Below are 23,719 nucleotides of genomic sequence, written 5' to 3'. Positions count from 1 at the left end.
TTGGGCTACACAGCGCACCCCTCCGCGATCATCGACGCCGGCGCCACAATCGGCGATGGGAGCCGTATCTGGCACTGGGTACATATCAGTGGAGGCGCCTGCATCGGACGCGACTGTTCGTTCGGACAGAATGTTTTCGTCGCCAACAACGTTGTGATCGGAAACAATGCAAAGATACAAAACAATGTTTCCATCTACGACAACGTGACGTTGGAGGATGATGTCTTTTGCGGACCGAGCATGGTCTTCACCAATGTCTACAATCCGCGTTCCGCAGTGCCCCGAAAGGCCGAGTATAGGGATACTCTCGTCAAGCGTGGCGCGACACTTGGTGCGAATTGCACCATAGTCTGCGGGATTACGATCGGGGAATATTCATTCGTCGCGGCCGGCGCGGTCGTGAACAGGAACGTCCCAGCATATGCCTTGATGGCTGGCGTGCCGGCGCGGCGCATCGGATGGATGAGCATGCATGGCGAACGCCTCGATCTGCCTGTGGAAGGCAATGGCACAGCCCGATGCCCTATTGCTGGCGACGAATATCAACTTCGCGACGGCGTCGTCGAAAGGCTGGGACCATGAACCAAATGCCAATCCAAACCAAGTCGAATGATCCCATCCAGTTCATTGATTTGAAGGCGCAATACGCAGCTATCCGTGAAGCGGTGAACGCACGCATTCAGACCGTTCTGGATCATGGTCAATACATCATGGGACCAGAAGTCGGTGAGCTCGAGCAGAAACTTGCAGTGTATACCGGCGCAAAGCACTGCATCACCGTATCGAGCGGCACTGAAGCACTTTTGATCGCAATGATGGCGCTCGGTGTCGGGCCTGGCGACGAAGTGATAACGACCCCCTTTACCTTTGCTGCCACAGCCGAGATGATTGTCCTTCTCGGAGCCACTCCGGTTTTTGTCGACATCGAAACAGCAACCTGCAACATCGATGCAGCATTGATCGAAGCCAAGATTGGTGCACGCACCAAGGCTATCATGCCGGTAAGTCTTTACGGACAGGCCGCCGACATGAACGAAATCAACGAGCTGGCGGCTCGCCACAATCTGCCCGTTATCGAGGATGCAGCACAGAGCTTCGGTGCCGATTACCGTGACCGCAAAAGTTGCGATCTGTCGACGGTGGGGTGCACCAGTTTCTTTCCGAGCAAACCACTTGGCTGTTACGGCGACGGTGGCGCGATGTTCACCAGTGACGACAACCTTGCCAAGGCCTTCCGAGAAATTCGGGTTCACGGACAGAGCAAGCGCTATGTCCACACCCGGGTCGGCGTCGGCGGGCGTATGGATACGCTGCAGTGCGCGGTGGTGCTGGCAAAGCTTGAGCGTTTCGAATGGGAAATAGAGCGTCGCTTAACGATCGGGGCACGTTATAACCGGTTGATCGACGAGGCTGGCCTAAAGCGCGTGCATCAGCGGCAGGACCGTAACAGTGTCTACGCCCAATACACTGTGCTCGTTGAGAACCGTGAGCAGGTCCAGGCCCATTTGCAAAGCCAAGGCATTCCGACGGCGGTTCACTATCCCGTCCCACTCAATGCTCAGCCTGCTTATGCGCATCTGGCCACCGGTAACGCCACGCCGAACTCAGATTGGGCAGCTGCTCATGTGATGAGCCTTCCGATGAGTGCCGACCTGACAGAGGAGCAACAGGATCGCATCGTAGAGGCGTTGAAGGCCGCCTCATGGCCCGCCTGATTGGTAGGCTCAAGGACTTCGTCCAAAACGACCTAGTCCGGGCGACCGGTCTGCTGGTCAGCGGCACGGCGGCTGCCCAGGTCATTTTCGCTCTCAGCATGCCAGTGGCGACGCGCCTCTACTCGCCGAGCGATTTTTCTTTGCTCGCTCTGTTCACCTCGATCGTCGCCATCGTCTCGGTTGCTGCCTGCCTGCGCTTCGACATCGCAATTCCTATCGTACGCAGTGACGACGAGGCGGTGAATGTCCTAGCCATCGCCCTCGCCTTTGCGGCACTGGTTGGCTGTGTGATTTTGGTACCCGTGTCCCTCGGGCCAAGGACCACGGCGGATTTTCTGCATCATCCGACGTTTGAGCCCTATCTTTGGCTGCTTCCCTTGGGAATCCTCGCCGCAAGTTTTTATAGCGCTTTGCAAAACTGGATGGTCCGGCGGAAGGCCTACCGCGGCATTGCGACAAACCGTGTCATCCAGGCCGGCGTCGCGGCTGTGATCATGATCGGCTTCGGCTTCTTCGATCCCAGCCCCACAGGACTGTTGCTTGGCTTCGCGGTCAATGCCGGCGCGGGTTTCCTTGGCCTCGGCTATCGTTTCTTTCGGGAAGATGGACACCTTCTCCAGTCGGTTTCCTGGCCGGCGATGAAGACCGCCTTCAGCACCAATGCGCGGTTTCCCAAGTATTCGACGTTTGAAGCGCTGTGCAACAATGCGTCGATCTACATTCCTGTCATCCTGATCGGATCCTTGTCGCCACGGGCGGACGCTGGATACATTATCCTCGCCATGCAAGTGATGCAGGCACCTCTCGGCCTGATCGGATCGTCGGTGGCACAAGTTTACCTGTCGCGCTCGCCTGAGGAATATTATGCAGGCCGGCTGAACGTCTTCACTGCCAAGATGCTGGCCGGACTTTTTCGTTTCGGCGTTGGTCCACTGATCTTTGCCGGTGTGGTGGCACCGGACTTCTTCGAGATTATTTTTGGCAAGGAGTGGCGGCCGGCCGGAGATTTGGTGCGCTGGATGACGCCGTGGTTTGTTGCACAATTCCTGGCGAGCCCAATTTCCATGGCGCTGCATGTGACCGGCAACCAACGCGCGGCACTATTCTTGCAAGCTGCAGGGCTCGTACTCCGCGCGGGAAGCGTGCTCATTGCCTCCGTGTTCTTCGCAAATCTGCTGTCGGAGACTTACGCTGTATCCGGATTTGTTTTCTACTTGGGGTACCTGTTCGTCATCCTGGGGGTAACCGGCTGCACGGTGCTCGAAACATGGAAGAGCGCGATACGCGCCGCCCCTATTCTTCTCTTGTGGGTTGCCGCAGGGCTCGTGTGCGTGGCGGCCGCCGCTATTCTCCGGTAAGCTGAAAGCTCAGTCTCGTATACCGATGCGTGCGCTGAGTGGCCAGGGTGCCGATTGGTTTCCAGCGCAAATGTTGATTTGGTCGCTCGCCCGTCTTTGGAAAAGGCTCACCAGCCTGAAAGAAACCGATAGAGAAACCGCCGGATCTTATACAGGAAAGGACCTGACAGAGAAGCTGCCCTCAATCTTTCAACGATCGTTGCACCACTGAGAGCAATCCTTTTGAGATCTCGAGACTTCCTACCTTCCTCGCATTCGACCTTTGCCGCAAGCGAAGCTCTCTTTTCAGGGACCAGCCCTGATCCGTATCGTGCAAGGAAAACCGAATAAGCCCGCATACGAGGCGTGTAGCGCTTGTTGAATTCCTCGAAGTTCAGGAGAAAATTGATACTGTTCCCGCTGTGAACGCGCCAGTGACAACCAATAACACCGGAGTGAACAAGCAAATTGTCAAAGTATAGAACCCCCGTTTCGGTCCATGTATCTTCGTTGGGGAATTCATCTGGAACCGGATATATTCTCGCCGTTGCGCGTTGATCCATCAGATAGGAAACGCCTGTCAGTCCGCCTTTCCGTGGATCTTTGGGAATCACCACGCCATGCATCTTTTTGATGTCTGATATCTGCATCAAGCGACACAGGCCAATGACCGGCTTGTCTGACTTGATGTCTTTCACGGCCAGCCAACGTGCGGCCAAACTGCCCTCAGGCATTATGTCATCGCCAGCAAAGATGGCGATCCACTTTCCCTGCGCTAAACTGATGCCATAGTTGAACGCCGAAACTTTACCTTTGCCAGTATTTCTTACCAATCGCAGATTGTTATTACCGCGCGTAAATTCACTGACGATATCGTAAGTTCTGTCTGTTGAGCCATCATCGACGAACACGAGTTCGAAGTTCACCCCCTTTTGGGCGAGGATGCTCGTAACAGCTTCCTGAACGTGTAACTCTTCGTTTTTTGCCGCTATAACGATAGAAACGTCAGGTTGCATCAATCGTCCACCATGAATATCCCATGCCGGACTATCCCAGGCAGGCTACTCGAGCAAGAACTATGTGGATGTCGTTGCGGGGAGCTATTTGCGCGGAATAAGCATAGGCGAGGAAAGAGCTCGAAGGCCATCTCGTGCCCGGTCAGCTTGCGGGGTCGTGATGGCGACAAAGGTGCCAACACCCTTGAGATCACCGCACTTCAACTCTTTTCGTCTCTGGCGCCGCACGATCGGCAAGCCATCCCTCGAACATGCTGATCAATGTCTCTCGATCGAATTCCCGCTGACAATATATCCGTGCTGCCAGTCCCATTTCCTGCCGCTCCTCGATTGTAAGAGACGACAACCGCTGAACCAGCTTTGCCAAGCCCTGCCCGTCTCCCGCAGCACACGTTAAGCCGGCACCCGCTTCGTTGATAACTCTGGCGCCTTCTCCATCCAACATACCCAGCAGAGGTACCCCGGCAGCCATGTAGCTCTGCACTTTGCCCGGTATCGTCATCGAAAAGATTGGCGCTGCCTTAAGGGATACCAGCAGCGCGTCCGCAGCACGGAAAAAGGAAGGCATCCTTTCAATCGGAAAACGGCCCAACAGAATGATCCGCTCGCCAAGGCCACGCTGAACTATTTCCTTCTTCACCCAGTCTGCTGCGCGGCCGTCACCGAGAACAAAGAAGCGTATGCCAGTGTGGTTCCGCAGTTTTTCAACGGCATCGAGTATCGCTGGAAAATCTTGCGCCTCGCCGATATTTCCGGCGAACAGCACGTTGAAAGTGTCCTGATAGGGCATCATCTCGGGTGCCTTCTCGACGAGCGCAGGATCTCCTTCGAAAATGGGCTCCGCCCACGCAGGGAAGTAGTCGACCTTTGCCTCTTTCCCGGCATATTTTTCAATGTTGGGAAAAAATGCTTTAGATTGAACCAAGATATGATCCGTGCGCCGATAGATGTAGGCCACGAGACGACCGATCCAACCCAATATGACTGGCGATCGCACGACACCGACGGCCGAAAGCGTTTCCGGCCAGAGATCGAGAACCCAGACAACAAGTTTTGCGCGCTTCAATCGCCTTTGAAGAATTGCAGGCAACACAGCTGTAATCGGCGAACTCATGGAGACAAAAATGGCATCGAACTTATGCCCGCGGAGCTTCCAAGCCCCCAGCATACCGGCCGACAAAACATAGCTTAGATAGTTCAACAGAAGGCGCTTGCTGCTGCGTCCTCGACCAATTACCGGGACACGCAAGACAGGCGCACCATGGAATTTCGAGAAGCGCTGCGGCTCCCGGCGGTACTCTTCGAAGATGTCGCCGTCCGGATAATTCGGCAATCCGGTCAGGATCGTTACATCGTGGCCACGCGCGATCAATTCCTCGACCAGATCATTGACTCGAAATGTTTCGGGCCAAAAGAACTGCGTCATTACCAGGATACGCATGACGGACCGTCAATCGTACTGGCGCCAGACCACGCGTCTGACATAGTCCGTGTAGCTGTGGATGATCCGCACCACCTTGTCGGAAACATTTGGCATGGAATAGTCGGCGACCAATCTCATCTGTCGCTCGGCACCGCGCAATTGAGACGCCAAGATTGACAACCCTTGGCGGACGCGATCCGCCTCCAGCCCAACCATCATAACAGCCGCTTCTTCCATTCCCTCCGGCCGTTCATGTGCCTCGCGGAGATTCAGGGCCGGGAAGTTCAAGATGGAAGACTCTTCGTTGATCGTACCGCTGTCTGAAAGCACGGCGCGTGCAGACATTTGAAGCCGGACGTAATCGTGAAAACCAAGCGGTTTTAGCAAACGAACATTGTCGTGGAACTTGGCGCCAGAAGTCTCGACACGCTTCATCGTGCGGGGATGAGTAGATACCACCACTGGAAGATCATAATCTTCGGCCACCGCATTCAGCACCTCGACCAGTTTGGAAAAGGAGCGTGGCGAATCGACATTTTCCTCGCGGTGGGCGCTGACTATGAAGTAGCGGAACTCCTCGAGCCCAAGGCGTGCCAAGGCGTCGGAGGCATCAATTCTGTCCCGATAGTAGCTCAAGACCTCGAACATCGGACTGCCGGTCTTTATGACCATGTCGGGCGGCAATCCTTCGCGAAGTAGATATTCGCGCGCTATTGAACTGTAGGTCAGATTGATGTCGGCCGTGTGATCGACAATTCTGCGATTGGTTTCTTCAGGCACGCGCTGGTCGAAACAACGATTGCCGGCCTCCATATGGAAAATCGGGATCTTACGTCGTTTTGCGGGAATGACTGCAAGACAGGAGTTGGTGTCTCCCAGGACCAGCATCGCGTCAGGTCTTTCATCCGCCAGGACCTTGTCGACAGCGATGATGATGTTACCAATCGTCTGAGCTGCATTGCCTGCGGCCGCGTCTAGAAAATAATCTGGCTTGCGGACGCCAAGATCGTCGAAGAAGACCTGATTGAGCTCATAGTCATAATTCTGACCAGTGTGGACAAGAATATGACTGCAGTGTTCGTCAAGTCGCGCCATGACACGCGAGAGCCGGATTATCTCGGGACGTGTGCCGACGACAGTAAGCACTTTCAGTTTGGTCACGGCTTAACTTTCATCGCGATTGTGTCCGGTTTGGCGCGATCGAATATCTCATTCGCCCAAAGCATGACGATCAATTCATCTTCACCAACATTGGTCACGTTGTGAGCCCAGCCGGGGATCGTTTCCACGATTTTGGCTTCGCCCCCCTTGGTCACGCACTCAAACGTTTCTCCGGTGTCGATGTTGCGGAATCCAAAGTGTGCAGTGCCTCGAATAACCAGGAACTTTTCCGTTTTGGTGTGGTGGTAGTGTTCACCACGGGTAATGCCTGGATGTGCGGTAAAATATGAAAACTGGCCGCTATCTCGAGTCTTCAACATCTCTACGAACTCGCCACGCGGATCGGCGTGAACAGGAACGGAATAGGTAAACTCGTCGCACGGAAGGTAGCTGAGATACGTCGCGTGCAATGCACGATACAAGCCTTCCCCGACGCGTGACGTCGTGAGGGTCTCACGACTTTCGCGAAAGTCGGAGATTGCCCTGGCTATTTCGCCCACAGTTGTTTCATGGATCGGGGCAATCTCACCGAAGCCGCCGCCTGGCTGGGGATTTTCGAGCAGATCAATGAATGTGGATACGACATCGTCGATGTAGACGAGGTTTAGTTTCGCATTCGCATCGTTTATCGAGATCGGCAGATTGCGCGCAATGTTGTGACAAAAAGTTGCGACGGCCGAATTGTAATTCGGACGCGCCCATTTGCCGAACACGTTGGCTAACCGGAATATCCGGACAGGCGCCCCGGTACTTTGTCCATAAGCAAAAAGGACATCCTCGGCAGCGCGTTTGCTGGCACCGTATGGATTGTCCAGGATCGCTTGCGTGGACGAGGCGTAGGCCACGGGTACAGGGCGTCCGACGCCTCGCAAGGTGCTGCACAACCGTTGCGTAAAGCCCTGGTTGCCGATGGTGAATTCCGCTGGATCTTTCGGTCTGTTCGTACCTGCCAGATGGAAGACAAAATCGGCCGTCGCCAGCATTGCCTCGAACTCGCTGGCCGAGGTTGCGCGGGTGACTTGCCGGATGTCCGCGTAGCCCAACTCGCGCAGTCGAACTATGAGGTTCCTGCCGATAAAGCCATTCGCGCCGGTGACGACAATTTGCACGACCGTCAGTCTTCCAGCATAGGCTTTTCGCCCTTGATGATACTGCGCATGAAATCGAGTTTCAGCAGCAAATCCTGCATCCCAGCGACGTCGAGGCGGCGAGTGTTGTGGGAATTGTACTCCTCGCTGGCACTGATCTTCGGTTCACCTTGCTCAACAAACTTCGTGTAGTTGAGGTCGCGCCCATCCGGTGGAACCCGATAATATTCCCCTAGATCTTCAGCGCCGGCCATCTCCTCGCGACTGAGCAACACCTCATAAAGCTTCTCACCATGACGTGTGCCGATCTCCCGCACATCATGGTCAGGCTTATCAAGCAATTTGGTGATGGCTTCAGTCAGTGTTGCGATGGTCGCGGCGGGAGCTTTCTGAACAAAGATATCGCCATTGCCACCATGCTGAAAAGCATAGAGCACCAGTTCTACCGCATCTTCCAGCGTCATCATAAAACGGGTCATCGCCGGGTCGGTGATGGTGATCGGGCGATTGTTCCGGATCTGGTCAATAAAGAGCGGTATCACAGATCCGCGTGACGCCATGACATTTCCGTAGCGGGTACCGCAAATCACGGTACCTGTCCCGTCCAGGTTGCGCGAAACGGCGACCATAACCTTTTCCATCATCGCCTTGGAAATGCCCATGGCGTTGATCGGATAAACTGCCTTGTCGGTCGACAGGCAAATAACTCGTTTGACACCGGCTGCGATTGCCGCCTCGAGCACATTTTCCGTACCCATGACATTGGTCCGGACAGCTTCCATCGGATGGAACTCGCAAGACGGCACCTGTTTAAGTGCAGCTGCGTGGAAACAGAAATCAACACCGCGCATTGCGGCTGCAATGCTGGACGAGTCCCGTACGTCACCAAGGTAGAATTTCAGCTTCGCATTCTGATAGCGCTTGCGCATATCATCCTGCTTCTTCTCATCGCGGCTGAAAATACGGATCTCGCGCACATCGGTATCAAGAAAGCGGCGCAGCACAGCGTTGCCAAATGAACCCGTACCGCCGGTGATCAGGAGGACCTTGTCCTTAAACATAGCTTTCTCGATAAAGTTAGATGAGGGTAAGGCCGTTTATTGGCCGATGGCGGCACGAATGATCTCATCCTTTTGATCTGGGTTGGGATAGTTAATCAAGACAGCTCGGTACATTCCCTTAAAGACAAACAAACTCCCCGCTGCCGCACCGATAACGCCGCACGCTGCCAGCAATGCGCCAATATCTTTCAACGACCCTGCGCCGCCGAGCACACTCATGGGGATGCCGACGGCTTGCCGGATCTGGCGGGCCAGCTCAAGATCGTAGCCCTTCATCTGACCATCGTTGTCGATTGAGTTCACAACAATCTCGCCGGCCCCACAGCGCTCAGCTTCCTTTGCAAGATCGATAACCGAGCGCCCCGTGTTGCGCGTGGCATTGTGCGTCCAGACCTCGTAACCTCCACCCTTTTTCTTTACGTCGAGCACCACGACGACACTCTGGCGGCCAACTTCATCGGAGATTTGCGAGATAAGCTGCGGATTTTCAATGGCCGCCGAGCTGATGGAAACCTTTTCCACGCCAAGTCCGATAATCCGTTTGGCCTGTTCCGCTGTCTTTACGCCGCCGCCATAGCAAAGAGGCATGCGGCATTCGACGGCCAAATCACCGATCATTTTGAAATTTGGCTCCCGCCCCTCGGCGGTCGCGTCAATATCAAGCACAATCAGTTCGTCGGATTCCTTCTCATTGAAGATTTTCACCGCGTTGATCGGATCGCCTACGTATTTCGGATCCTTGAAGCCGATCGTTTTTACGAGTCCGCCACCATGCACGAGCAGGCAGGGAACGATTCGAGGTCTGAGCATCTACAGGTCCGCGAAGTTCTTGAGGAGCCGCGCACCGTAGTGATGGCTCTTTTCGGGATGGAATTGCACCCCATGGATATTGCCGCTTATCACGCTACACGCAAAGTCGGCGCCATAGCTGGCGCGAGCCGCAGCATCTTCGGCACGGGTGCAATCGAAGTAGAAAGAATGCAGGAAATAGAACCGCGCATCCTCACCAAGCCCATCAAAGAGCCCGCTGGCTGCAGACGGCCTAACGTCGTTCCACCCCATATGAGGGAGAGGAAGTCCATTCGCACGAGGCTCCGAGCGAAAATTACGAACCGTGCCTTTTATCCAGCCAAGCCCAGGACGGCTGCCCTCTTCGCTGTCTTCCGCCAGGATCTGCATCCCGACGCAAACACCGATAACGGGGATTTTCTTCTCAAGTACCAGTTCATCAAGCACACCGCGCATGCCGGATGCTTCCAGAAGCTCCATGGCATGATCGAACGCACCGACACCTGGCAGAACGATTTTGGTTGCCTTGCGTAACTCCTCAGCGGATCTGACGGGGGTCGCCTCCAAATTCATCCGCTTGTACATGTTTGAAAAGGCTCGGACATTCCCAAGCCCGTAGTCCACGATGGAAATCATCTGATGATCGCTCTTTGGACCCCAACCGCGCGCAAGACTCTCGTTCCGAGATCTATGAAGGTCATTGCGTTCGCATAGTCCTTATAGCTCTTGTTCGGACCATCCATAATCTGCTGCAACTCTGCAACCGTAAGGTCGAGTTTGGTAGCGATGTATTCGAAGTCCTGAGCCAGATCATCGGGATTGTAAGCAGTCTGCGCAATACGCTCCAGTGCATCCTCGCGCGTTATTTGCCCGGTCAGGATCAGGCTGGAAAAATGCGCTCGGCGTTTATCGTAGCCGAATTTTGTCGGCAACCAATAGCCTTCATAGAAACGCGTAAAACGGGATTCGTAGTGCTTGTGTGCATATTTCTGCCAGCCAAACTTATCAACCAACTCTTGCATGGCTTCTTCCTTGCGGAAGGGCACATAGTTGAGTGGCTTTACAACCTGGATGCCTTTGAAATAGCGATAATAAATCTTGAAGGTAAAAATATCCGAAAGCGGGAAGGTTTTCAAAGGCCTGGAACCGAACCGGCGATGGATGTCTTTAAGCTGCCGCAGGTCACTCGCGTGATAGTGCCATTCCAACGGCTCGCGAACGCACTCCGTGGAGTAGTTCGCGCCGGTCAGAATATATTTGAAGCCATGCTTCGCAGCAAAATTATACAGGCCCGCAAAGAATGCGTGATCCTGTGGGGTGTCGATGTGAGGGACCTGCGCCTTGAAAAACGCCAGCTGCAGATCTTTCATCTCCTGCCAATTGACGACCTCAGTGTGAAGGTCGAGATTCAAGCCATCGACAAGCTTCTCAATATTGTTCACCGCCTGCTGCGAGTTCCACCCCGCATCGACGTGGAACAACAGCGGCCTGAGACCAAATTTCGCCTTAGCCAGATAGGTTACATAAGATGAATCGACACCACCGCTGATGCCAATGAGGCAGTCATGGTCTCGGCCTTGACCGTCCTTCTTGATTTTATCAACGACCGCTGTGATCTCGCGCAGTCCACGCTCGTCGGGATGCCAATTGGGCAGAATGTTGCTATAGTAATTGCTGCAATACTCGCAGCGTCCTTCGGAATCGAAACTGATCTTCGAATCCGACGTGTCCATGATGCAATTCGTGCAGATTTGATAGGAACGACGATTGATCATGGAGCAGTATCACTTTCATAAATGCGCCCGGAGCGGACCATCCCATCGTCCACTGACGTGCAGATGTGTCGACGCACGACAACCGACTAACACGTCTCGGACGAGTTACGAAACCGCGCAGGTTCCACAAATTACGGCAACGCGCGCACCCCATACCCAAATGAGGTTGCACTCGCAAGCACCGATTGATCTTGCTTCGACCGCGATTGAAGCTGCCCTCGCGTAGACAGCAGAGCCTCCCGTCAACACGCTCAGCGCCGCGCCTCGATGAAGGTTGGCCGACATGCCGAGATTGATGTCCGCAAGGCAGGGGCAATGCGTCCACAAGCATGCCGCCCAAGACCAGGACCAGTCGAGTATCTCAGATAAAAGCCATCAGCGGGAACCGAACCCCGTAAATATTATCTTTGCCGTTCTCATGATTATTATCAAATCAAGCCAAAATGAAAAGTTTTTTATATAATAAAAATCGTAGTGAAGTTTTTCATTTACGTCCTCAACAGACGAAACATGGCCCTGATTTATTTGAGCCCAACCCGTTATTCCAGGATATACGATATGCCTATAGCTATAGAATGGAAGCTCGCTTTCATACCATTTTGACAGAACCAACGCCTCGGGTCGCGGCCCAATCCAACTCATTTCGCCGCGCAGAATATTCAGTACCTGAGGCAGTTCATCCAATCTGGTTCGCCTCAGAACCCGGCCGACGCGCGTTATCCGCATATCCTGATCTTTGGTTCTGGCCTGTTCGCGCGCGAACTCGAGGCCGTCAACTTTTGCCGCAACATCTTCTGTGGGCTGCACTGCGATCATCGTGCGAAATTTAAATACCTTGAACGCCTTGCCCCGATATCCACGGCGCTCCTGCCTGAACAGAACAGAACCGGGAGAGTCTATTTTTATGAGTAAAGAAATAATTGCAAAAGCCGGAAGCAGAACAACCAAAGCCAACAACGCACTCAACCAGTCCATCGTATGCTTAAGCTCTCGATAGACTTCATTTGGATTAAGTGAACCCAAGGTATTTTCGGAAAGGTGTTCGATTTCCACCATTCCAGTGAGAGACTCTCGAATCTCCTTGACGTGGAAGACTGGAGTTCCCGCAAGCGCTGTCTCTGAGATGAAGCGAACCCACTGAGGCGACAAATCCGCCCGCAGATCGGCCACCAACCCATTGCAGGTCCGATCCGGCATCGCTGTGCCGGACAGCACAACCCACCGCACGCCACTCAACCCCAAGAGCGCTTCAACGTCTCCACCAGGAACAATGGCCAGAGAATACTCCTGAATTCGACGAGAAAGGACGGCATGGCCGTGAAACCACAGAATAACCACGAAAAAACTGGAAATTAATGTCACGCGCGTATAATCTATTCTCGCCAGAAAAAAAACAAGAACAAGAACATAGAAAGATACCGCGTATATCGGTATGATATAAAAATCCGCCTTCACGCCCGGTATTATAGATAATCTTCTATGCAAAAAATACCCTAATATTATTGCAGAAGATGTTCCAAGCAATGTGTTTATCTGAGTCTGAGACGAAAATGCGTCGTTGTCAAAAATCTGCCGTATCATGGCAGGAAATATCGAAGCGATTAAAATTGCTCCAAAAAGCTGAAATCGAAATGAGAGAAATATCTTTGAAAGGCGCATAAACAATCTCAATTTTGAAGAATTGGTCATTCGGTCAATTCTTCTTCCCGCGTTCAAACTACGATGCTCACCCAGTTCCGCCTGCAGAACGATCCGCTGTTGTCCCGCCTTTAGCGAGATGATTTGACTACCGCAACCAACTCAAGAAACATCCCGAGCCAGTCGGTCTTCGTTCCTCTCATGGTTTCAAGCCTCAACGGCAAACTCCCTGATGCTAGCTTCTGGCAGGCACGCTATCTCTCTCAACATCGCAATGATACCCGGCGTGTTGCCGGTTCAGATTCCGCTGGCGCACTAGCGCCTTAAACGCAATAACACGAACACCCACCGAAGATCGCTATGAGGTCCTCTACATGAAAATCTCCGTCTTCGGCACCGGCTATGTCGGCCTGGTTGCGGGCGCTTGTTTCGCCGAGGTGGGACATCAGGTCTATTGTGTCGACAACAACGCCGAGAAGATCGAAGGCCTCAAGAACGGTGTCGTCCCCATTTCCGAGCCGGGACTCGACGAACTCGTCGAGCGCAATTTTGCGGCCGGTCGCCTGCTATTTTCGACCGATGCCAAGGCAGCGATCAATTTCAGCGAGTTGATCTTTATCGCCGTTGGAACGCCACCAGAGGAGGACGGTTCTGCTGATCTCAGTCATGTCCTGGCCGTGGCAGCAACCATCGGTGACAATCTGAGCGACTACGCCGTCGTGGTCGACAAGTCGACCGTTCCGGTAGGGACTGCCGATAAAGTCGCAGCCACAATCTCTGCCCGACTGGCCGCACGCGGGTTGAACCTGCCATTCGACGTTTGCTCCAACCCTGAATTCCTCAAAGAGGGCAGTGCAATCGAGGACTTCACCAAGGCGGCTCGCACCGTGATCGGCACCGATTCCGAGCGGGCGCGCAAAATCATGCGGACGGTTTATGCGCCATACAACCGCAATCACGACAAACTCATCTTCATGGATGTGCGGTCGGCTGAGCTTACGAAGTATGCCGCCAACGCGATGTTGGCGACGAAGATCAGTTTCATGAACGAGATCGCCAATCTTGCCGAACGACTGGGCGCGGATATCGAACAGATCCGTCTCGGTATCGGTTCGGATCCGCGCATTGGCTATCATTTTATCTACCCCGGTTGCGGCTACGGCGGCTCCTGCTTCCCCAAGGACGTTCGGGCACTGGCACGCAGCGCGGAAGACGTCGGCTACGAAACAGCTCTCATCAAGGCGGTCGAGACAACCAACAAGCGTCAGCGAAACGTCCTCTTCGATAAGCTCACGCGAATATTCGACAATGATCTGGCAGGCAGAACTGTCGCTGTCTGGGGACTTGCCTTCAAGCCAAACACCGATGACATGCGCGAGGCTCCCAGCAGAAGCCTGATGGAAGCGCTGTGGGACGTTGGAGCCAAGGTCAGAGCTTACGATCCGGAAGCTGGTGCTGCCGCCCAAAAACTCTATGGACATCGCGCGGATTTCACGCTGGTAGAGCGTCAAGAAGAAGCGGTGGCAAACGCCGATGCGCTTGTCATCTGCACGGAATGGAAACAGTTCCGTATTGTCGACTTCGATTGGTTGAAGTCACAATTGAAAGCACCGATCGTTGTCGATGGCCGCAATCTCTATGATCCAGCCGAACTTCGCAGGCATGGGCTACTTTATTACGCTATCGGCAGAGGCGACTCTGCGAGTCTGTTTTCCCAGCGGATGGACAGTGCAACACATCCGGCAGTCTAAAGCGTCATGACCCTCAAATTCGATGCCCGGTTCGAGCCGGCCTATGGTTCCGTGGTCGAACTGACGCCTGATGTCCTGCGCATCACGGCGCAAAATCCCAGCCCGTTTACATTCCACGGCACCAATTCCTATGTTGTCGGTCGCGACACGCTCGCCGTGATCGACCCCGGCCCGGAAAGCGATGCGCATTTCGACACGCTGGTCCAGGCCATTGCGGGACGACCGGTCAGCCATATCTTCGTCAGCCACACCCATCGCGATCACTCGCCACTTGCAGCACGGCTTAAAGCGGCGACAGGGGCAATTGTTTTGGCAGAAGGACCGCACCGCCCTGCCCGGCCGCTCAGGATCGGAGAAACCAACCCGCTCGATGCCAGCGCCGATACCGACTTTCAGCCTGATGTTGTCCTGCCAGACAATTCCGTCACCGCGGGCGACGGCTGGTCGATCCACACGGTGTTGACACCCGGCCACACCGCCAATCATGCCGCCTTCGCCCTGGAAGGCCGCGGCATCCTGTTTTCTGCCGATCATGTCATGGCCTGGGCCACCAGCATCGTGGCGCCGCCCGATGGCGCCATGGCCGACTACATGCGCTCGCTCGACCGGCTGCTGGAGCGCGACGATCGCGTCTTGCTGCCTGGTCATGGTGGCCCGGTGACCGCGCCGAAAACCTTCATGCGCGGGCTGAAGGCCCACCGCAAGATGCGCGAGCGCGCCGTGCTTGAACGGCTGAAACTCGGGGATCGCACCATCAAGACGATCGTCGAGGCGATCTATCGCGAGACCGACCCGAGGCTGCATGGCGCTGCCGGGCTTTCGGTGCTGGCGCATCTGGAAGACCTGGTCGCGCGCGGGCAGGCATCCAGCGACGGTGAGATCTCGATCGACGGCGTTTTCCGGCCAACAGCCTGAAAACTCTGGATACGGCCAGATCAAGCCCAAGCGCGCAAGCTATTGCGCGGCTGTCGTCCCGATCTGCGCCGAGACCTCCTGGTCCAGTTCGGCGAGGAACGCGACGATGCGTTCGGCATTGTCACCGAGATCATGACGGCCATAACGCGAAGCTGAGCGCATATCGACCAATGTCGCCTCGCCATCGGTGGTGATGCGGATCGCTACATCGGCTGGCAGATCGAGCACGAAAGATTTGGCAAGCGCCGTGATGGTCGCCTCGGTCTGTCCTTCCTGCGGTCCAGGCATTTCGCCGACGATCGTCCAGCCGCGGCGATCGAGCACCGTCTGCACAGCTGCCAGGGTCTCGTCGAAAGGCAAGTCGTAGCGATGGCCAGTCACGGATGGGTAGATTTCGGCCTGAAGGCGCTCTTCCCCAGGCGACAGCGGCACAAGCGCATTCATGCCAGCCGTGCGGGAAGCAATATTGAGCCGCGGTGGATTGTCGAGATCCGTCGAAATGTCGTGCAGCGTCGGAAAGCTGGCGATGCGGTAACCAGCGAGACCATAGGGCACCAGCACCAACACAGCGAGCAGCGCGCCCACCGAGAGGTCGCGGCCACCGATCGCTCCATGGCTCCAAAGCCTGGCCAACGCGAAACCTGCAAACAGCAGAGCCAAAAGAGCAAGCAGTGCCACCAGGGCCAAAACCCAGAGAAAACCACCGGTCTCGACCAGGCCGTAGTGATGCCCACCCCAGGCGGTCAGCAGAAGCACTGCCGAAAAGGCCCCCGTTCGCCGCGACCAACCCGCCGCCTTTGCCACCTGCCGTTCGGGATATGCCGTCATCGCCACCAATTTCCCCCAGCGCAATTCCAGGAAAAGTGTGTAGCGGTTTCCCGTCCGGAATTGCGTAAAAACAAAGAACTGGAGCGTTTCCGGAAGGACGGAAACGCTCCAGGTCAGCCAGAGCATTAAAGTGTTTTGACGCCGGATTGAAGTCGAGAAGCGGCGATCAGCACCGCCTATCGACCGCGAAATTGCGAGGCGCTGAAGCTCAACCCGCGGCACTCCATTGACGGATGCATATCGTTCGAAAATCACTTCCGATTTTCAAACCCCATCAATCTGTCGGCAAGCGATAGTCCCGGAACTGAGCGCGCAATGCGCTTTTCTGAATCTTGCCCGTGGCTGTGTGCGGGATCTCGGCGACAAAGGCGACATCGTCCGGCATCCACCATTTGGCGATCTTGCCACTCATGAAGCCAAGAATATCGTCCCGTGAGAGCTCCTTGCCCGGCTTTTTCACCACCACCAGCAACGGCCGCTCGTCCCATTTGGAGTGGTGGATGCCGATTGCGGCCGCCTCCGCCACATCGGGGTGACCAACCGCGAGATTTTCGAGTTCGATGGTGGATATCCATTCGCCGCCGGACTTGATGACATCCTTGGCCCGATCGGTGATCTGCATGTAGCCGTTGGGGTCGATATGGGCGACGTCACCTGTGTCGAACCAGCCGTCGGCATCGAACTGTTCGGCTCCTGCGCCACCGTAATAGGCGCGGGCCACAGCGGGACCACGCACCTTCAGGCGACCGAACGTCTTGCCATCCCAGGGATGGGCATTGTCGTTGTCGTCGGTGACCTTCATTTCGACGCCGAACGGCGCAAAACCTTGCGTCTGCTGGACATCGAGTCGAGCCTCGCCGGTCAGCCCGGCATATTCCGGCTTCAGCGTCCCCAGAGTGCCCAGCGGGCTCATCTCGGTCATACCCCAGGCATGGATGACCTGAACATCGTAGTTTTCCTGGAATTTCTGGGTGATCGCGCGCGGACAGGCCGAGCCGCCGATCACCACCTTCTTCAGGTAAGGCAACTGCTTGCCGGTTTCCTCCAGATACTGCAGCAGCATCAGCCATACGGTCGGCACCGCCGCGGTGAAGCTCACCTGCTCGGTGTCGAGCAGTTCATAGATCGAGGCGCCGTCCATCTTCCCGCCGGGCATGACCATCTTGGCCCCGATCATCGGTCCCGACTGGCCAAGCCCCCAGGCATTGGCGTGGAACATCGGCACAACCGGCAGCACGACATCGCGGGACGAAATGCCCATGGCGTCGGGCATGGCCGCAATCATGGCGTGGAGCACGTTGGAGCGATGGCTGTAGAGAACTCCCTTGGGTTCGCCTGTGGTGCCGGACGTATAACACATGCCCGCGGCGGTATTTTCGTCGACGCTTGCCCATTGGAAATCGCCGTCGGCTTCGGCCAACCATTCCTCATAAGGCACGACATTGGGCAGGCCGGTTGCCGGCATGTGCGCCCGGTCGGTCAGGACGATGATTTTTTTCAGTGACGGAACCGCGCCGGCGATTTTCTCCACCAGCGGCATGAAGGTGAGATCGACAAAAAGCGCCCGATCTTCCGCATGGTTCATGATCCAGACGATCTGTTCGGGAAAAAGGCGCGGATTGAGCGTGTGATAGACGGCGCCGATACCCATGGTGCCATACCAGGCCTCGAGATGGCGGACGGTGTTCCAGGCCAGCGTCGCGATGCGGTCGCCCAGCTTGAAACCATCGCGCTCCAGCCGCTGCGCCACCGTCAATGAGCGCTGCCTGAGGTCGGCATAGGTTGAACGCAGGATCGGCCCTTCGCAGGAGCGCGAGACGATTTCACGCTTGCCATGCTGGATCGCCGCATTGTCCAGGATCTTGTGGCACAGCAAGGGCCATTGCTGCATCAGTCCGAGCATCGTGTTCCTCCTCATCTTATGTTTTTTCGCATTCTGAAAGGAACGCCGGGAAAGTCCAGACTGCCGCAGGGTCAGAAAAGACCCTTTGTACGCGTATCGCGCGGCGAATCTGCAACCAACCATTGTCAAGCCGACCAAAGTCTGCATATTTTCAAGGTGGCGGGACGTGACAGGCGAGATGGATGAGGTTCGCGATGGACCCGCAGATCGACGATGAAGCCCTTGAATCCGCGCTTGAGGAAAGCCTCGGCGAACTGACTCCAGTGGCCAGGGCAGTCTCCACGGAAGAATTCGCAACCGTTGTCGACGGCGCGCTGGAGGCCGTCAGCGGCAAATTGCTGTTCAGCATGTGCGTGCTGAACGAGGGCGCCGATGAATATGTCGCCGCCGCGTCGGTGGGCGATGGCGAGAGCCGGCAATACCTGCTGCTGTCGCTGCCGGCCAAGGGTGGTCCGCTGAAAGTGGAGACCGCCTCCAAAAGCAGCAACCCGGCCGCACGCATCGCCGAGGCCTATGCCGGGCTGATGGATGCGCTGAAGGTCGCCGCCTGATCCCAGAGACCCGGTTTGTCAGCAGGCTGCTGGCGATAGCCGTTGCCGGCCCTATATGGGAGCCAGCAATGGAGATGCCCGATGGACCAGAAAGCTAATCCTGCTCCCGGTTTCAAGCGCGATCCCGCCCACCTGATCACCATCGAACCGTTCGACGGCACGGTCACCGTCAATTTCGGTGGCAAGGTGATCGCAACCTCTGGCCGTGCCCAGATTCTGCAGGAAGCAAGCTACCGGCCAGTGCTTTATGTACCGTTCGCCGACATCCGCTTCGATGCGCTGGTGCCAAGCGACAGCTCGACCCACTGTCCCTTCAAGGGCGACGCCAGCTACTGGAGCGTCGACACAGGCGGTGAAACGCGCAAGGATGTGATGTGGGCCTATCAGGCGCCCTACGACGAGATGCTCGTCATCAAGGATCACGGCGCATTTTACCCTGACCGGGTCGAGATCGAAACAACTCCAGCCTAGCCGGCAGACCAATCAGTAACCGGTAATCGTCTCAACCGTCGTGCCGTCTGAGCCCTCGGCAGAAACATCTGAAAGCTTCACGAAGGAAAAGCCCTTGGCCTTCAGCGCCAAGATGCCTTTGGCAACACCCTCACCGGCTGCATGTGTCGGCTGGTTGATGTGGGCGATGACCACATCACCGTCGCGGGCAGCGGCAATTCGCTTTTCGGTGGTCGCGGCACCGAGCAACGAGCCGCCGTCCCCATTGACCGAGTAGCCGGCGACACGCAGGCCAAGCTTGCGGATCTGCTCGATGGTACCCTTGCTGTAGCGCGCCGTTGCCCCACGAAACCAGCGTGGCGCCGTGACACCAGCCGCTTCGATGGCTGCTGCGCCGCCGCGTACTTCCTTGTCGACCGCCTCCGGCGAACCCGCCGCAGCGATGCCGAAGATACGGGTCGGCCGATCGACCGCCGGCACATGCATCGCGCCATGATCCTCGATCTCGAACAGGTCCTGATGCGCCTGCAGTTCGGCCAAAATATCCTTGTTGTGCTTCAGCCAGCGGCTGGTGACGAAGATCGTCGCGGGTATGCGATTGTCGATCAACACAGACAGGATGCGGCGATCGGTCTTGCCCATGCAGGCATCGAAGGTCAGCGCGACACGCGGCGTTCCTTCGCCGCCTGGCGTTATGCGCAGCGTCGGCTCTACAAGACTTTCCGACGGCCCGGCCAGGGCCGGCCCGGTCAGCAGCGTCGCCGTCAAGGCAGCAGTTGCAAGGACACGCATCGCAATTTCCAAGGAGCTCAATTCCCGCCGGCCATGGCTGGCGAAAACGGCGATCTTGCGACAGAACGCGCAAGATCGCCGCATGTTCCCCTACTTCGCGACCGCAGCCTGCGCTGCGGCCAGACGCGCGATCGGCACGCGGAAAGGCGAGCAGGAGACGTAATCCAGTCCCACTTCCTCGCAGAAGCTGATCGAGGCCGGGTCGCCGCCATGTTCGCCGCAGATGCCGAGCTTGATGGACGGACGTGTACCCCTGCCCTTTTCGGCGGCCATGCGCACCAGTTCGCCGACGCCATCGCGATCGAGCGACACAAACGGATCCTGCTCGATGATGCCTTTCTGGCGATAGGTTTCCAGGAAGGAAGCTGCATCGTCGCGCGAGATGCCGAAGGTGGTCTGGGTCAGGTCATTGGTGCCGAAGGAGAAGAACTCCGCCGTTTCGGCAATGACATGAGCGCGGATGGCCGCCCGCGGCAATTCGATCATGGTGCCGGTGAGATAATCGATCTTGACGCCGGTCTCGTCCATGACGGCCTTGGCGACCTGGTCGATGCGTGCCTTGACGTAGTCGAGCTCCTTCACGATGCCGACCAGCGGCACCATGATTTCGGGCACTACCAGCGCTCCGGCCTTGCGGCCGGCCTCAACTGCCGCCTCGAAGATGGCGCGCGCCTGCATTTCGGCGATTTCCGGATAGGAGACCGCCAGGCGGCAACCGCGATGACCGAGCATCGGGTTGAATTCATGCAGGGCTTCGGTGCGCTGCCGCAATTTGTCGGCCGAGACATTCATGGCGGCGGCGACCTCGGCGATCTCCTCCTCCGTCTTGGGCAGGAATTCATGCAGCGGCGGATCGAGCAGGCGAATGGTCACCGGCAGGCCGGCCATGATCTCGAAGAGTTCCAGGAAGTCCGAGCGCTGCATCGGCAGAAGCTTGGCAAGCGCGGCGCGGCGATCCTTCTCGGTATCGGCCAGGATCATCTCGCGCATGGCGACGATCCGGGCACCGTCGAAGAACATGTGTTCGGTGCGGCAGAGCCCGATGCCCTCGGCACCGAAAGAGCGGGCCATGCGTGCATCGGCCGGCGTCTCGGCATTGGTGCGGACTTTCATACGCCGAGCACCGTCAGCCCATTCCATGATGGCGGCGAAGTCCCCCGACAATTCCGGCTGCAGCATCGGTACGGAGCCCTTCAGGACCTGACCGTTGCTGCCATCAATGGTGATGATGTCACCCTTCTTGAAGGTGGTGCCGAGCGCAATCAACACGCCTGCCCTGTGGTCGACGCGCAGTGAACCGGCACCTGAGACGCAAGGCTTGCCCATGCCGCGCGCAACGACAGCCGCGTGACTGGTCATGCCGCCGCGCGTGGTCAGGATCCCCTCCGAGGCATGCATGCCATGGATGTCTTCCGGCGAGGTTTCAACACGCACCAGGATCGCCTTGCGGCCCTGCGACTTCAGCTCTTCGGCATCGTCCGAAGAGAACACGATCTCGCCGGTGGCGGCACCTGGTGATGCCGGCAGGCCGACGCCGATGACGTTGCGCTCGGCGCGCGGATCGATGGTCGGGTGCAGGAGTTGGTCGAGCGAGGACGGATCGATACGAGCGACCGCCTGTTCCTTCGTGATCAGGCCTTCGTGAGCCATGTCGACCGCGATCTTCAGCGCGGCCTTGGCAGTGCGTTTGCCCGAACGCGTCTGCAGCATCCACAATTTGCCCCGCTCGATGGTGAATTCGAGATCCTGCATATCGCGGTAGTGCTTTTCGAGCTTGTCCGAGATCGCCACGAAATTGGCGAAGGCCTCGGGCATCAGCTTCTGAAGCGAAGGCTTGTCGGACCCCGCAGCGATACGGGCACCCTCGGTGATGTTCTGCGGCGTACGGATGCCGGCCACCACGTCCTCGCCCTGCGCGTTCACCAGGAACTCTCCGTAGAGCAGCTTCTCGCCGGTCGAGGGATTGCGGGTGAAGGCAACGCCGGTGGCCGAAGTCTCGCCCATATTGCCGAACACCATGGCCTGGACGTTGACTGCGGTACCCCAGGCTTCAGGGATATCGTGCAGGCGGCGATACGTGATGGCGCGCGCATTCATCCAACTGGAAAAGACGGCGCCGATTGCACCCCAGAGCTGCTCACGCGGGTTCTGGGGAAACGGCTTGCCCAGCTCCTCCTCAACCTTGGCCTTGTAGAGCGCAATCACGCCTTGCCATTCGATGGCGGAAAGCTCCGTATCGAGTTCGTAGCCTAGGCTTGCCTTCTGATCCTCCAGGATTTCCTCGAAGACCTCGTGATCAAGGCCCATGACGACATCGGAGTACATCTGGATGAAACGGCGATAGCTGTCATAGGCAAACCGTGCGTCGCCGGAGTCGGCGGCCAGTGCCTCCACCGTCTCGTCGTTAAGTCCGAGATTGAGCACAGTATCCATCATGCCTGGCATCGAGGCACGGGCACCGGAGCGCACCGAAACAAGCAGCAGTTTGCCTGGATCGCCGAAGTTGCGGCCGGTGATCCGACCGATGTGGCCCAAAGCCTCATCGACATCGGCTTCCAGCGTGTCCGGATAGACGCGACCATTGGCGTAATAGTGATTGCAGGCTTCAGTGGTGATCGTAAAACCCGGCGGCACCGGCAGGCCCAGGCTGCACATCTCGGCCAGGTTGGCCCCCTTGCCGCCCAGCAGATTCTTGTCTCCGGCGCGGCCCTCGGCCGCTCCGCCGCCAAAGGTGTAGACCCACTTGGTCATGCTCGCTCCTCAGCCTGGTTTCGCCTCAGGGCTCCTGCCCCCGGGTTAGCCTTGCGGCCTGCCTAGGATGCTGCGCTGCGAAAGGCAAGCACTTGAAACCCTCGCTCGCAGCTACAATCGATTAAGCCATTTTAGGGGTGAGCGATGTGTCGGAAATCGGGCGCTCCAAGCTACCCGAAAGAGTTGCAGTTGGCGTCTGCATTCACACTTGGGAGCGATACGGGGAATCAGCAGGTTTTCGAGGGCGCCCAGGCTGAGATGCAAGTGGAGCCCAAGCAGCCGCGTCCTCATCGCCCAAGCAGGCTCTTGAGTCCCAGACAGTTTCCGTGCGATATAGAACATTTAGAGAACGTGAGGTTCCGCGATGCGTCAAACTGGCAAACTCGACTACATCGAAATGCCGGCCACCAACGGCAAGCTCGACAACGTCAAGGCATTCTACAGCGCAGCTTTCTCATGGTCGTTCACCGACTACGGTCCCACCTATTCAGCCTTCGACGAAGGCCTGGATGGCGGCTTCGATGCGGATGCTTCCGCGGCCACCACCAAACCGCTCCCGGTGCTCTATTCGGAAAACCTGGAAGAGACGCTCGAAGCTGTGACCAACGCCGGCGGCACAATCATAAAGCCGATCTTCTCGTTTCCCGGCGGCAGGCGTTTTCACTTCGCCGATCCGGCCGGCAACGAACTGGCTGTCTGGGGCGAATAGTGGTTGCACAAGGGCCAAGCTTTCCGTGAGGCTTGTACATGGTTTTGGCGTGTTATTGGCGATTGT

21 protein-coding genes are annotated in these 23,719 nt (G+C 56.8%); 8 read left to right on the top strand and 13 right to left on the bottom strand.

Translation table 11 applies throughout. The annotated features are described in order from the left end of the window. Genes AC3WTO_RS02885 through AC3WTO_RS02875 form a run of 3 tightly spaced genes read left to right on the top strand, consistent with a single transcriptional unit; the run spans position 1 to position 3,073 of the window. Positions 1-582: an acyltransferase gene (locus AC3WTO_RS02885; RefSeq protein ID WP_492459176.1), complete on the top strand. Its 582-nt coding sequence runs from the start codon at positions 1-3 to the stop codon at positions 580-582. After that, the gene (locus AC3WTO_RS02880; protein ID WP_492459175.1) at positions 579-1,715 is read left to right on the top strand and encodes a DegT/DnrJ/EryC1/StrS family aminotransferase; all 1,137 of its coding nucleotides are present in this window, start codon (positions 579-581) and stop codon (positions 1,713-1,715) included. Before AC3WTO_RS02885 ends, AC3WTO_RS02880 begins: the two co-directional genes overlap by 4 nt. Then, positions 1,703-3,073, top strand: a complete 1,371-nt coding sequence (locus tag AC3WTO_RS02875; RefSeq protein WP_492459174.1) for a lipopolysaccharide biosynthesis protein — start codon at positions 1,703-1,705, stop codon at positions 3,071-3,073. The genes AC3WTO_RS02880 and AC3WTO_RS02875 overlap by 13 nt, the downstream gene beginning before the upstream one ends. 107 nt (positions 3,074-3,180) lie before the next feature. Here the strand turns inward: AC3WTO_RS02875 and AC3WTO_RS02870 are convergent, their stop codons facing one another. The 9 genes from AC3WTO_RS02870 to AC3WTO_RS02830 form a co-directional block, all read right to left on the bottom strand. Continuing rightward, a complete protein-coding gene (locus AC3WTO_RS02870) occupies positions 3,181-4,068 on the bottom strand; it encodes a glycosyltransferase family 2 protein (protein WP_492459173.1) in 888 nt (295 codons plus the stop codon). Positions 4,069-4,258: 190 nt separating this feature from the next. Next, positions 4,259-5,509 (bottom strand): glycosyltransferase family 4 protein, encoded by a 1,251-nt coding sequence (locus AC3WTO_RS02865; RefSeq protein ID WP_492459172.1) that lies wholly within the window; start codon positions 5,507-5,509, stop codon positions 4,259-4,261. A gap of 9 nt (positions 5,510-5,518) precedes the next feature. Beyond that, positions 5,519-6,652 (bottom strand): non-hydrolyzing UDP-N-acetylglucosamine 2-epimerase, encoded by a 1,134-nt coding sequence (gene wecB, locus AC3WTO_RS02860; protein WP_492459171.1) that lies wholly within the window; start codon positions 6,650-6,652, stop codon positions 5,519-5,521. Next, positions 6,649-7,761: a UDP-2-acetamido-2,6-beta-L-arabino-hexul-4-ose reductase gene (gene wbjC / locus AC3WTO_RS02855; RefSeq protein ID WP_492459170.1), complete on the bottom strand. Its 1,113-nt coding sequence runs from the start codon at positions 7,759-7,761 to the stop codon at positions 6,649-6,651. The genes wecB and wbjC overlap by 4 nt, the downstream gene beginning before the upstream one ends. 5 nt (positions 7,762-7,766) lie before the next feature. After that, positions 7,767-8,801 carry a polysaccharide biosynthesis protein gene (locus tag AC3WTO_RS02850; protein ID WP_492459169.1) on the bottom strand — a complete coding sequence of 345 codons (1,035 nt, stop codon included), beginning with the start codon at positions 8,799-8,801 and terminating at the stop codon, positions 7,767-7,769. 36 nt (positions 8,802-8,837) lie between these two features. Further along, positions 8,838-9,611, bottom strand: coding sequence for an AglZ/HisF2 family acetamidino modification protein (locus AC3WTO_RS02845; RefSeq protein WP_492459168.1), 774 nt, complete (start codon positions 9,609-9,611; stop codon positions 8,838-8,840). Beyond that, the gene (gene hisH / locus AC3WTO_RS02840) at positions 9,612-10,226 is read right to left on the bottom strand and encodes an imidazole glycerol phosphate synthase subunit HisH (RefSeq protein ID WP_492459167.1); all 615 of its coding nucleotides are present in this window, start codon (positions 10,224-10,226) and stop codon (positions 9,612-9,614) included. Next, positions 10,223-11,365, bottom strand: a complete 1,143-nt coding sequence (locus AC3WTO_RS02835; protein ID WP_492459166.1) for an N-acetyl sugar amidotransferase — start codon at positions 11,363-11,365, stop codon at positions 10,223-10,225. The genes hisH and AC3WTO_RS02835 overlap by 4 nt, the downstream gene beginning before the upstream one ends. A gap of 375 nt (positions 11,366-11,740) precedes the next feature. After that, on the bottom strand, positions 11,741-13,054 hold the full coding sequence (locus AC3WTO_RS02830) for a sugar transferase (protein ID WP_492459164.1): 1,314 nt from the start codon (positions 13,052-13,054) through the stop codon (positions 11,741-11,743). Between the two features lie 323 nt (positions 13,055-13,377). Here AC3WTO_RS02830 and AC3WTO_RS02825 point away from each other — a divergent pair, with 323 nt between their 5' ends. Together AC3WTO_RS02825 and AC3WTO_RS02820 are read left to right on the top strand one after the other, a co-directional pair. After that, the gene (locus AC3WTO_RS02825) at positions 13,378-14,754 is read left to right on the top strand and encodes a UDP-glucose dehydrogenase family protein (protein WP_492459163.1); all 1,377 of its coding nucleotides are present in this window, start codon (positions 13,378-13,380) and stop codon (positions 14,752-14,754) included. Positions 14,755-14,760: 6 nt separating this feature from the next. Continuing rightward, positions 14,761-15,669 carry an MBL fold metallo-hydrolase gene (locus AC3WTO_RS02820; protein WP_492459162.1) on the top strand — a complete coding sequence of 303 codons (909 nt, stop codon included), beginning with the start codon at positions 14,761-14,763 and terminating at the stop codon, positions 15,667-15,669. A 39-nt stretch (positions 15,670-15,708) separates the two neighbouring features. On the opposite strand, the gene AC3WTO_RS02815 is transcribed toward AC3WTO_RS02820, so the two are convergent. Further along, positions 15,709-16,497, bottom strand: coding sequence for a DUF1499 domain-containing protein (locus AC3WTO_RS02815; RefSeq protein WP_492459161.1), 789 nt, complete (start codon positions 16,495-16,497; stop codon positions 15,709-15,711). Positions 16,498-16,771: 274 nt separating this feature from the next. Next, a complete protein-coding gene (locus tag AC3WTO_RS02810) occupies positions 16,772-18,400 on the bottom strand; it encodes a fatty-acid--CoA ligase (protein ID WP_492459160.1) in 1,629 nt (542 codons plus the stop codon). A 182-nt stretch (positions 18,401-18,582) separates the two neighbouring features. Between AC3WTO_RS02810 and AC3WTO_RS02805 the strand changes: the two genes are divergently transcribed. Both AC3WTO_RS02805 and AC3WTO_RS02800 read left to right on the top strand, forming a co-directional pair. After that, positions 18,583-18,951: a hypothetical protein gene (locus AC3WTO_RS02805; protein ID WP_492459159.1), complete on the top strand. Its 369-nt coding sequence runs from the start codon at positions 18,583-18,585 to the stop codon at positions 18,949-18,951. An 81-nt stretch (positions 18,952-19,032) separates the two neighbouring features. Continuing rightward, complete coding sequence (locus AC3WTO_RS02800) at positions 19,033-19,422, top strand: DUF427 domain-containing protein (protein WP_492459158.1); 390 nt, start codon at positions 19,033-19,035, stop codon at positions 19,420-19,422. A 12-nt stretch (positions 19,423-19,434) separates the two neighbouring features. Here the strand turns inward: AC3WTO_RS02800 and AC3WTO_RS02795 are convergent, their stop codons facing one another. Then, positions 19,435-20,193 (bottom strand): polysaccharide deacetylase family protein, encoded by a 759-nt coding sequence (locus AC3WTO_RS02795; protein WP_492459157.1) that lies wholly within the window; start codon positions 20,191-20,193, stop codon positions 19,435-19,437. A 90-nt stretch (positions 20,194-20,283) separates the two neighbouring features. After that, positions 20,284-22,944 carry a pyruvate, phosphate dikinase gene (gene ppdK / locus AC3WTO_RS02790; RefSeq protein ID WP_492459156.1) on the bottom strand — a complete coding sequence of 887 codons (2,661 nt, stop codon included), beginning with the start codon at positions 22,942-22,944 and terminating at the stop codon, positions 20,284-20,286. 364 nt (positions 22,945-23,308) lie between these two features. On the opposite strand from ppdK, the gene AC3WTO_RS02785 reads away from it, so the two are divergent. Further along, positions 23,309-23,653, top strand: coding sequence for a VOC family protein (locus AC3WTO_RS02785; RefSeq protein WP_492459155.1), 345 nt, complete (start codon positions 23,309-23,311; stop codon positions 23,651-23,653). Positions 23,654-23,719 lie beyond the last annotated feature (66 nt).

It is taken from the genome of Mesorhizobium sp. EU05-FHT14A09 (genome assembly GCF_058790995.1).
Note: the sequence above shows the minus strand (reverse complement) of the source record. Positions and strands in the feature narration are given on the sequence as shown.

Excerpts from the sequence above, each read along its gene's own strand:
- AC3WTO_RS02870 (WP_492459173.1), bottom strand. The coding sequence starts at position 4,068 with ATGCAACCTGACGTTTCTATCGTTATAGCGGCAAAAAACGAAGAGTTA.
- AC3WTO_RS02830 (WP_492459164.1), bottom strand. The coding sequence starts at position 13,054 with ATGACCAATTCTTCAAAATTGAGATTGTTTATGCGCCTTTCAAAGATA.
- AC3WTO_RS02865 (WP_492459172.1), bottom strand. The coding sequence starts at position 5,509 with ATGCGTATCCTGGTAATGACGCAGTTCTTTTGGCCCGAAACATTTCGA.
- AC3WTO_RS02800 (WP_492459158.1), top strand. The coding sequence starts at position 19,033 with ATGGACCAGAAAGCTAATCCTGCTCCCGGTTTCAAGCGCGATCCCGCC.
- AC3WTO_RS02880 (WP_492459175.1), top strand. The coding sequence starts at position 579 with ATGAACCAAATGCCAATCCAAACCAAGTCGAATGATCCCATCCAGTTC.
- AC3WTO_RS02805 (WP_492459159.1), top strand. The coding sequence starts at position 18,583 with ATGAGGTTCGCGATGGACCCGCAGATCGACGATGAAGCCCTTGAATCC.
- hisH (WP_492459167.1), bottom strand. The coding sequence starts at position 10,226 with ATGATTTCCATCGTGGACTACGGGCTTGGGAATGTCCGAGCCTTTTCA.
- AC3WTO_RS02850 (WP_492459169.1), bottom strand. The coding sequence starts at position 8,801 with ATGTTTAAGGACAAGGTCCTCCTGATCACCGGCGGTACGGGTTCATTT.
- AC3WTO_RS02820 (WP_492459162.1), top strand. The coding sequence starts at position 14,761 with ATGACCCTCAAATTCGATGCCCGGTTCGAGCCGGCCTATGGTTCCGTG.
- AC3WTO_RS02845 (WP_492459168.1), bottom strand. The coding sequence starts at position 9,611 with ATGCTCAGACCTCGAATCGTTCCCTGCCTGCTCGTGCATGGTGGCGGA.
- AC3WTO_RS02825 (WP_492459163.1), top strand. The coding sequence starts at position 13,378 with ATGAAAATCTCCGTCTTCGGCACCGGCTATGTCGGCCTGGTTGCGGGC.
- AC3WTO_RS02810 (WP_492459160.1), bottom strand. The coding sequence starts at position 18,400 with ATGCTCGGACTGATGCAGCAATGGCCCTTGCTGTGCCACAAGATCCTG.
- AC3WTO_RS02835 (WP_492459166.1), bottom strand. The coding sequence starts at position 11,365 with ATGATCAATCGTCGTTCCTATCAAATCTGCACGAATTGCATCATGGAC.
- AC3WTO_RS02795 (WP_492459157.1), bottom strand. The coding sequence starts at position 20,193 with ATGCGTGTCCTTGCAACTGCTGCCTTGACGGCGACGCTGCTGACCGGG.
- AC3WTO_RS02875 (WP_492459174.1), top strand. The coding sequence starts at position 1,703 with ATGGCCCGCCTGATTGGTAGGCTCAAGGACTTCGTCCAAAACGACCTA.
- AC3WTO_RS02815 (WP_492459161.1), bottom strand. The coding sequence starts at position 16,497 with ATGACGGCATATCCCGAACGGCAGGTGGCAAAGGCGGCGGGTTGGTCG.
- ppdK (WP_492459156.1), bottom strand. The coding sequence starts at position 22,944 with ATGACCAAGTGGGTCTACACCTTTGGCGGCGGAGCGGCCGAGGGCCGC.
- AC3WTO_RS02785 (WP_492459155.1), top strand. The coding sequence starts at position 23,309 with ATGCGTCAAACTGGCAAACTCGACTACATCGAAATGCCGGCCACCAAC.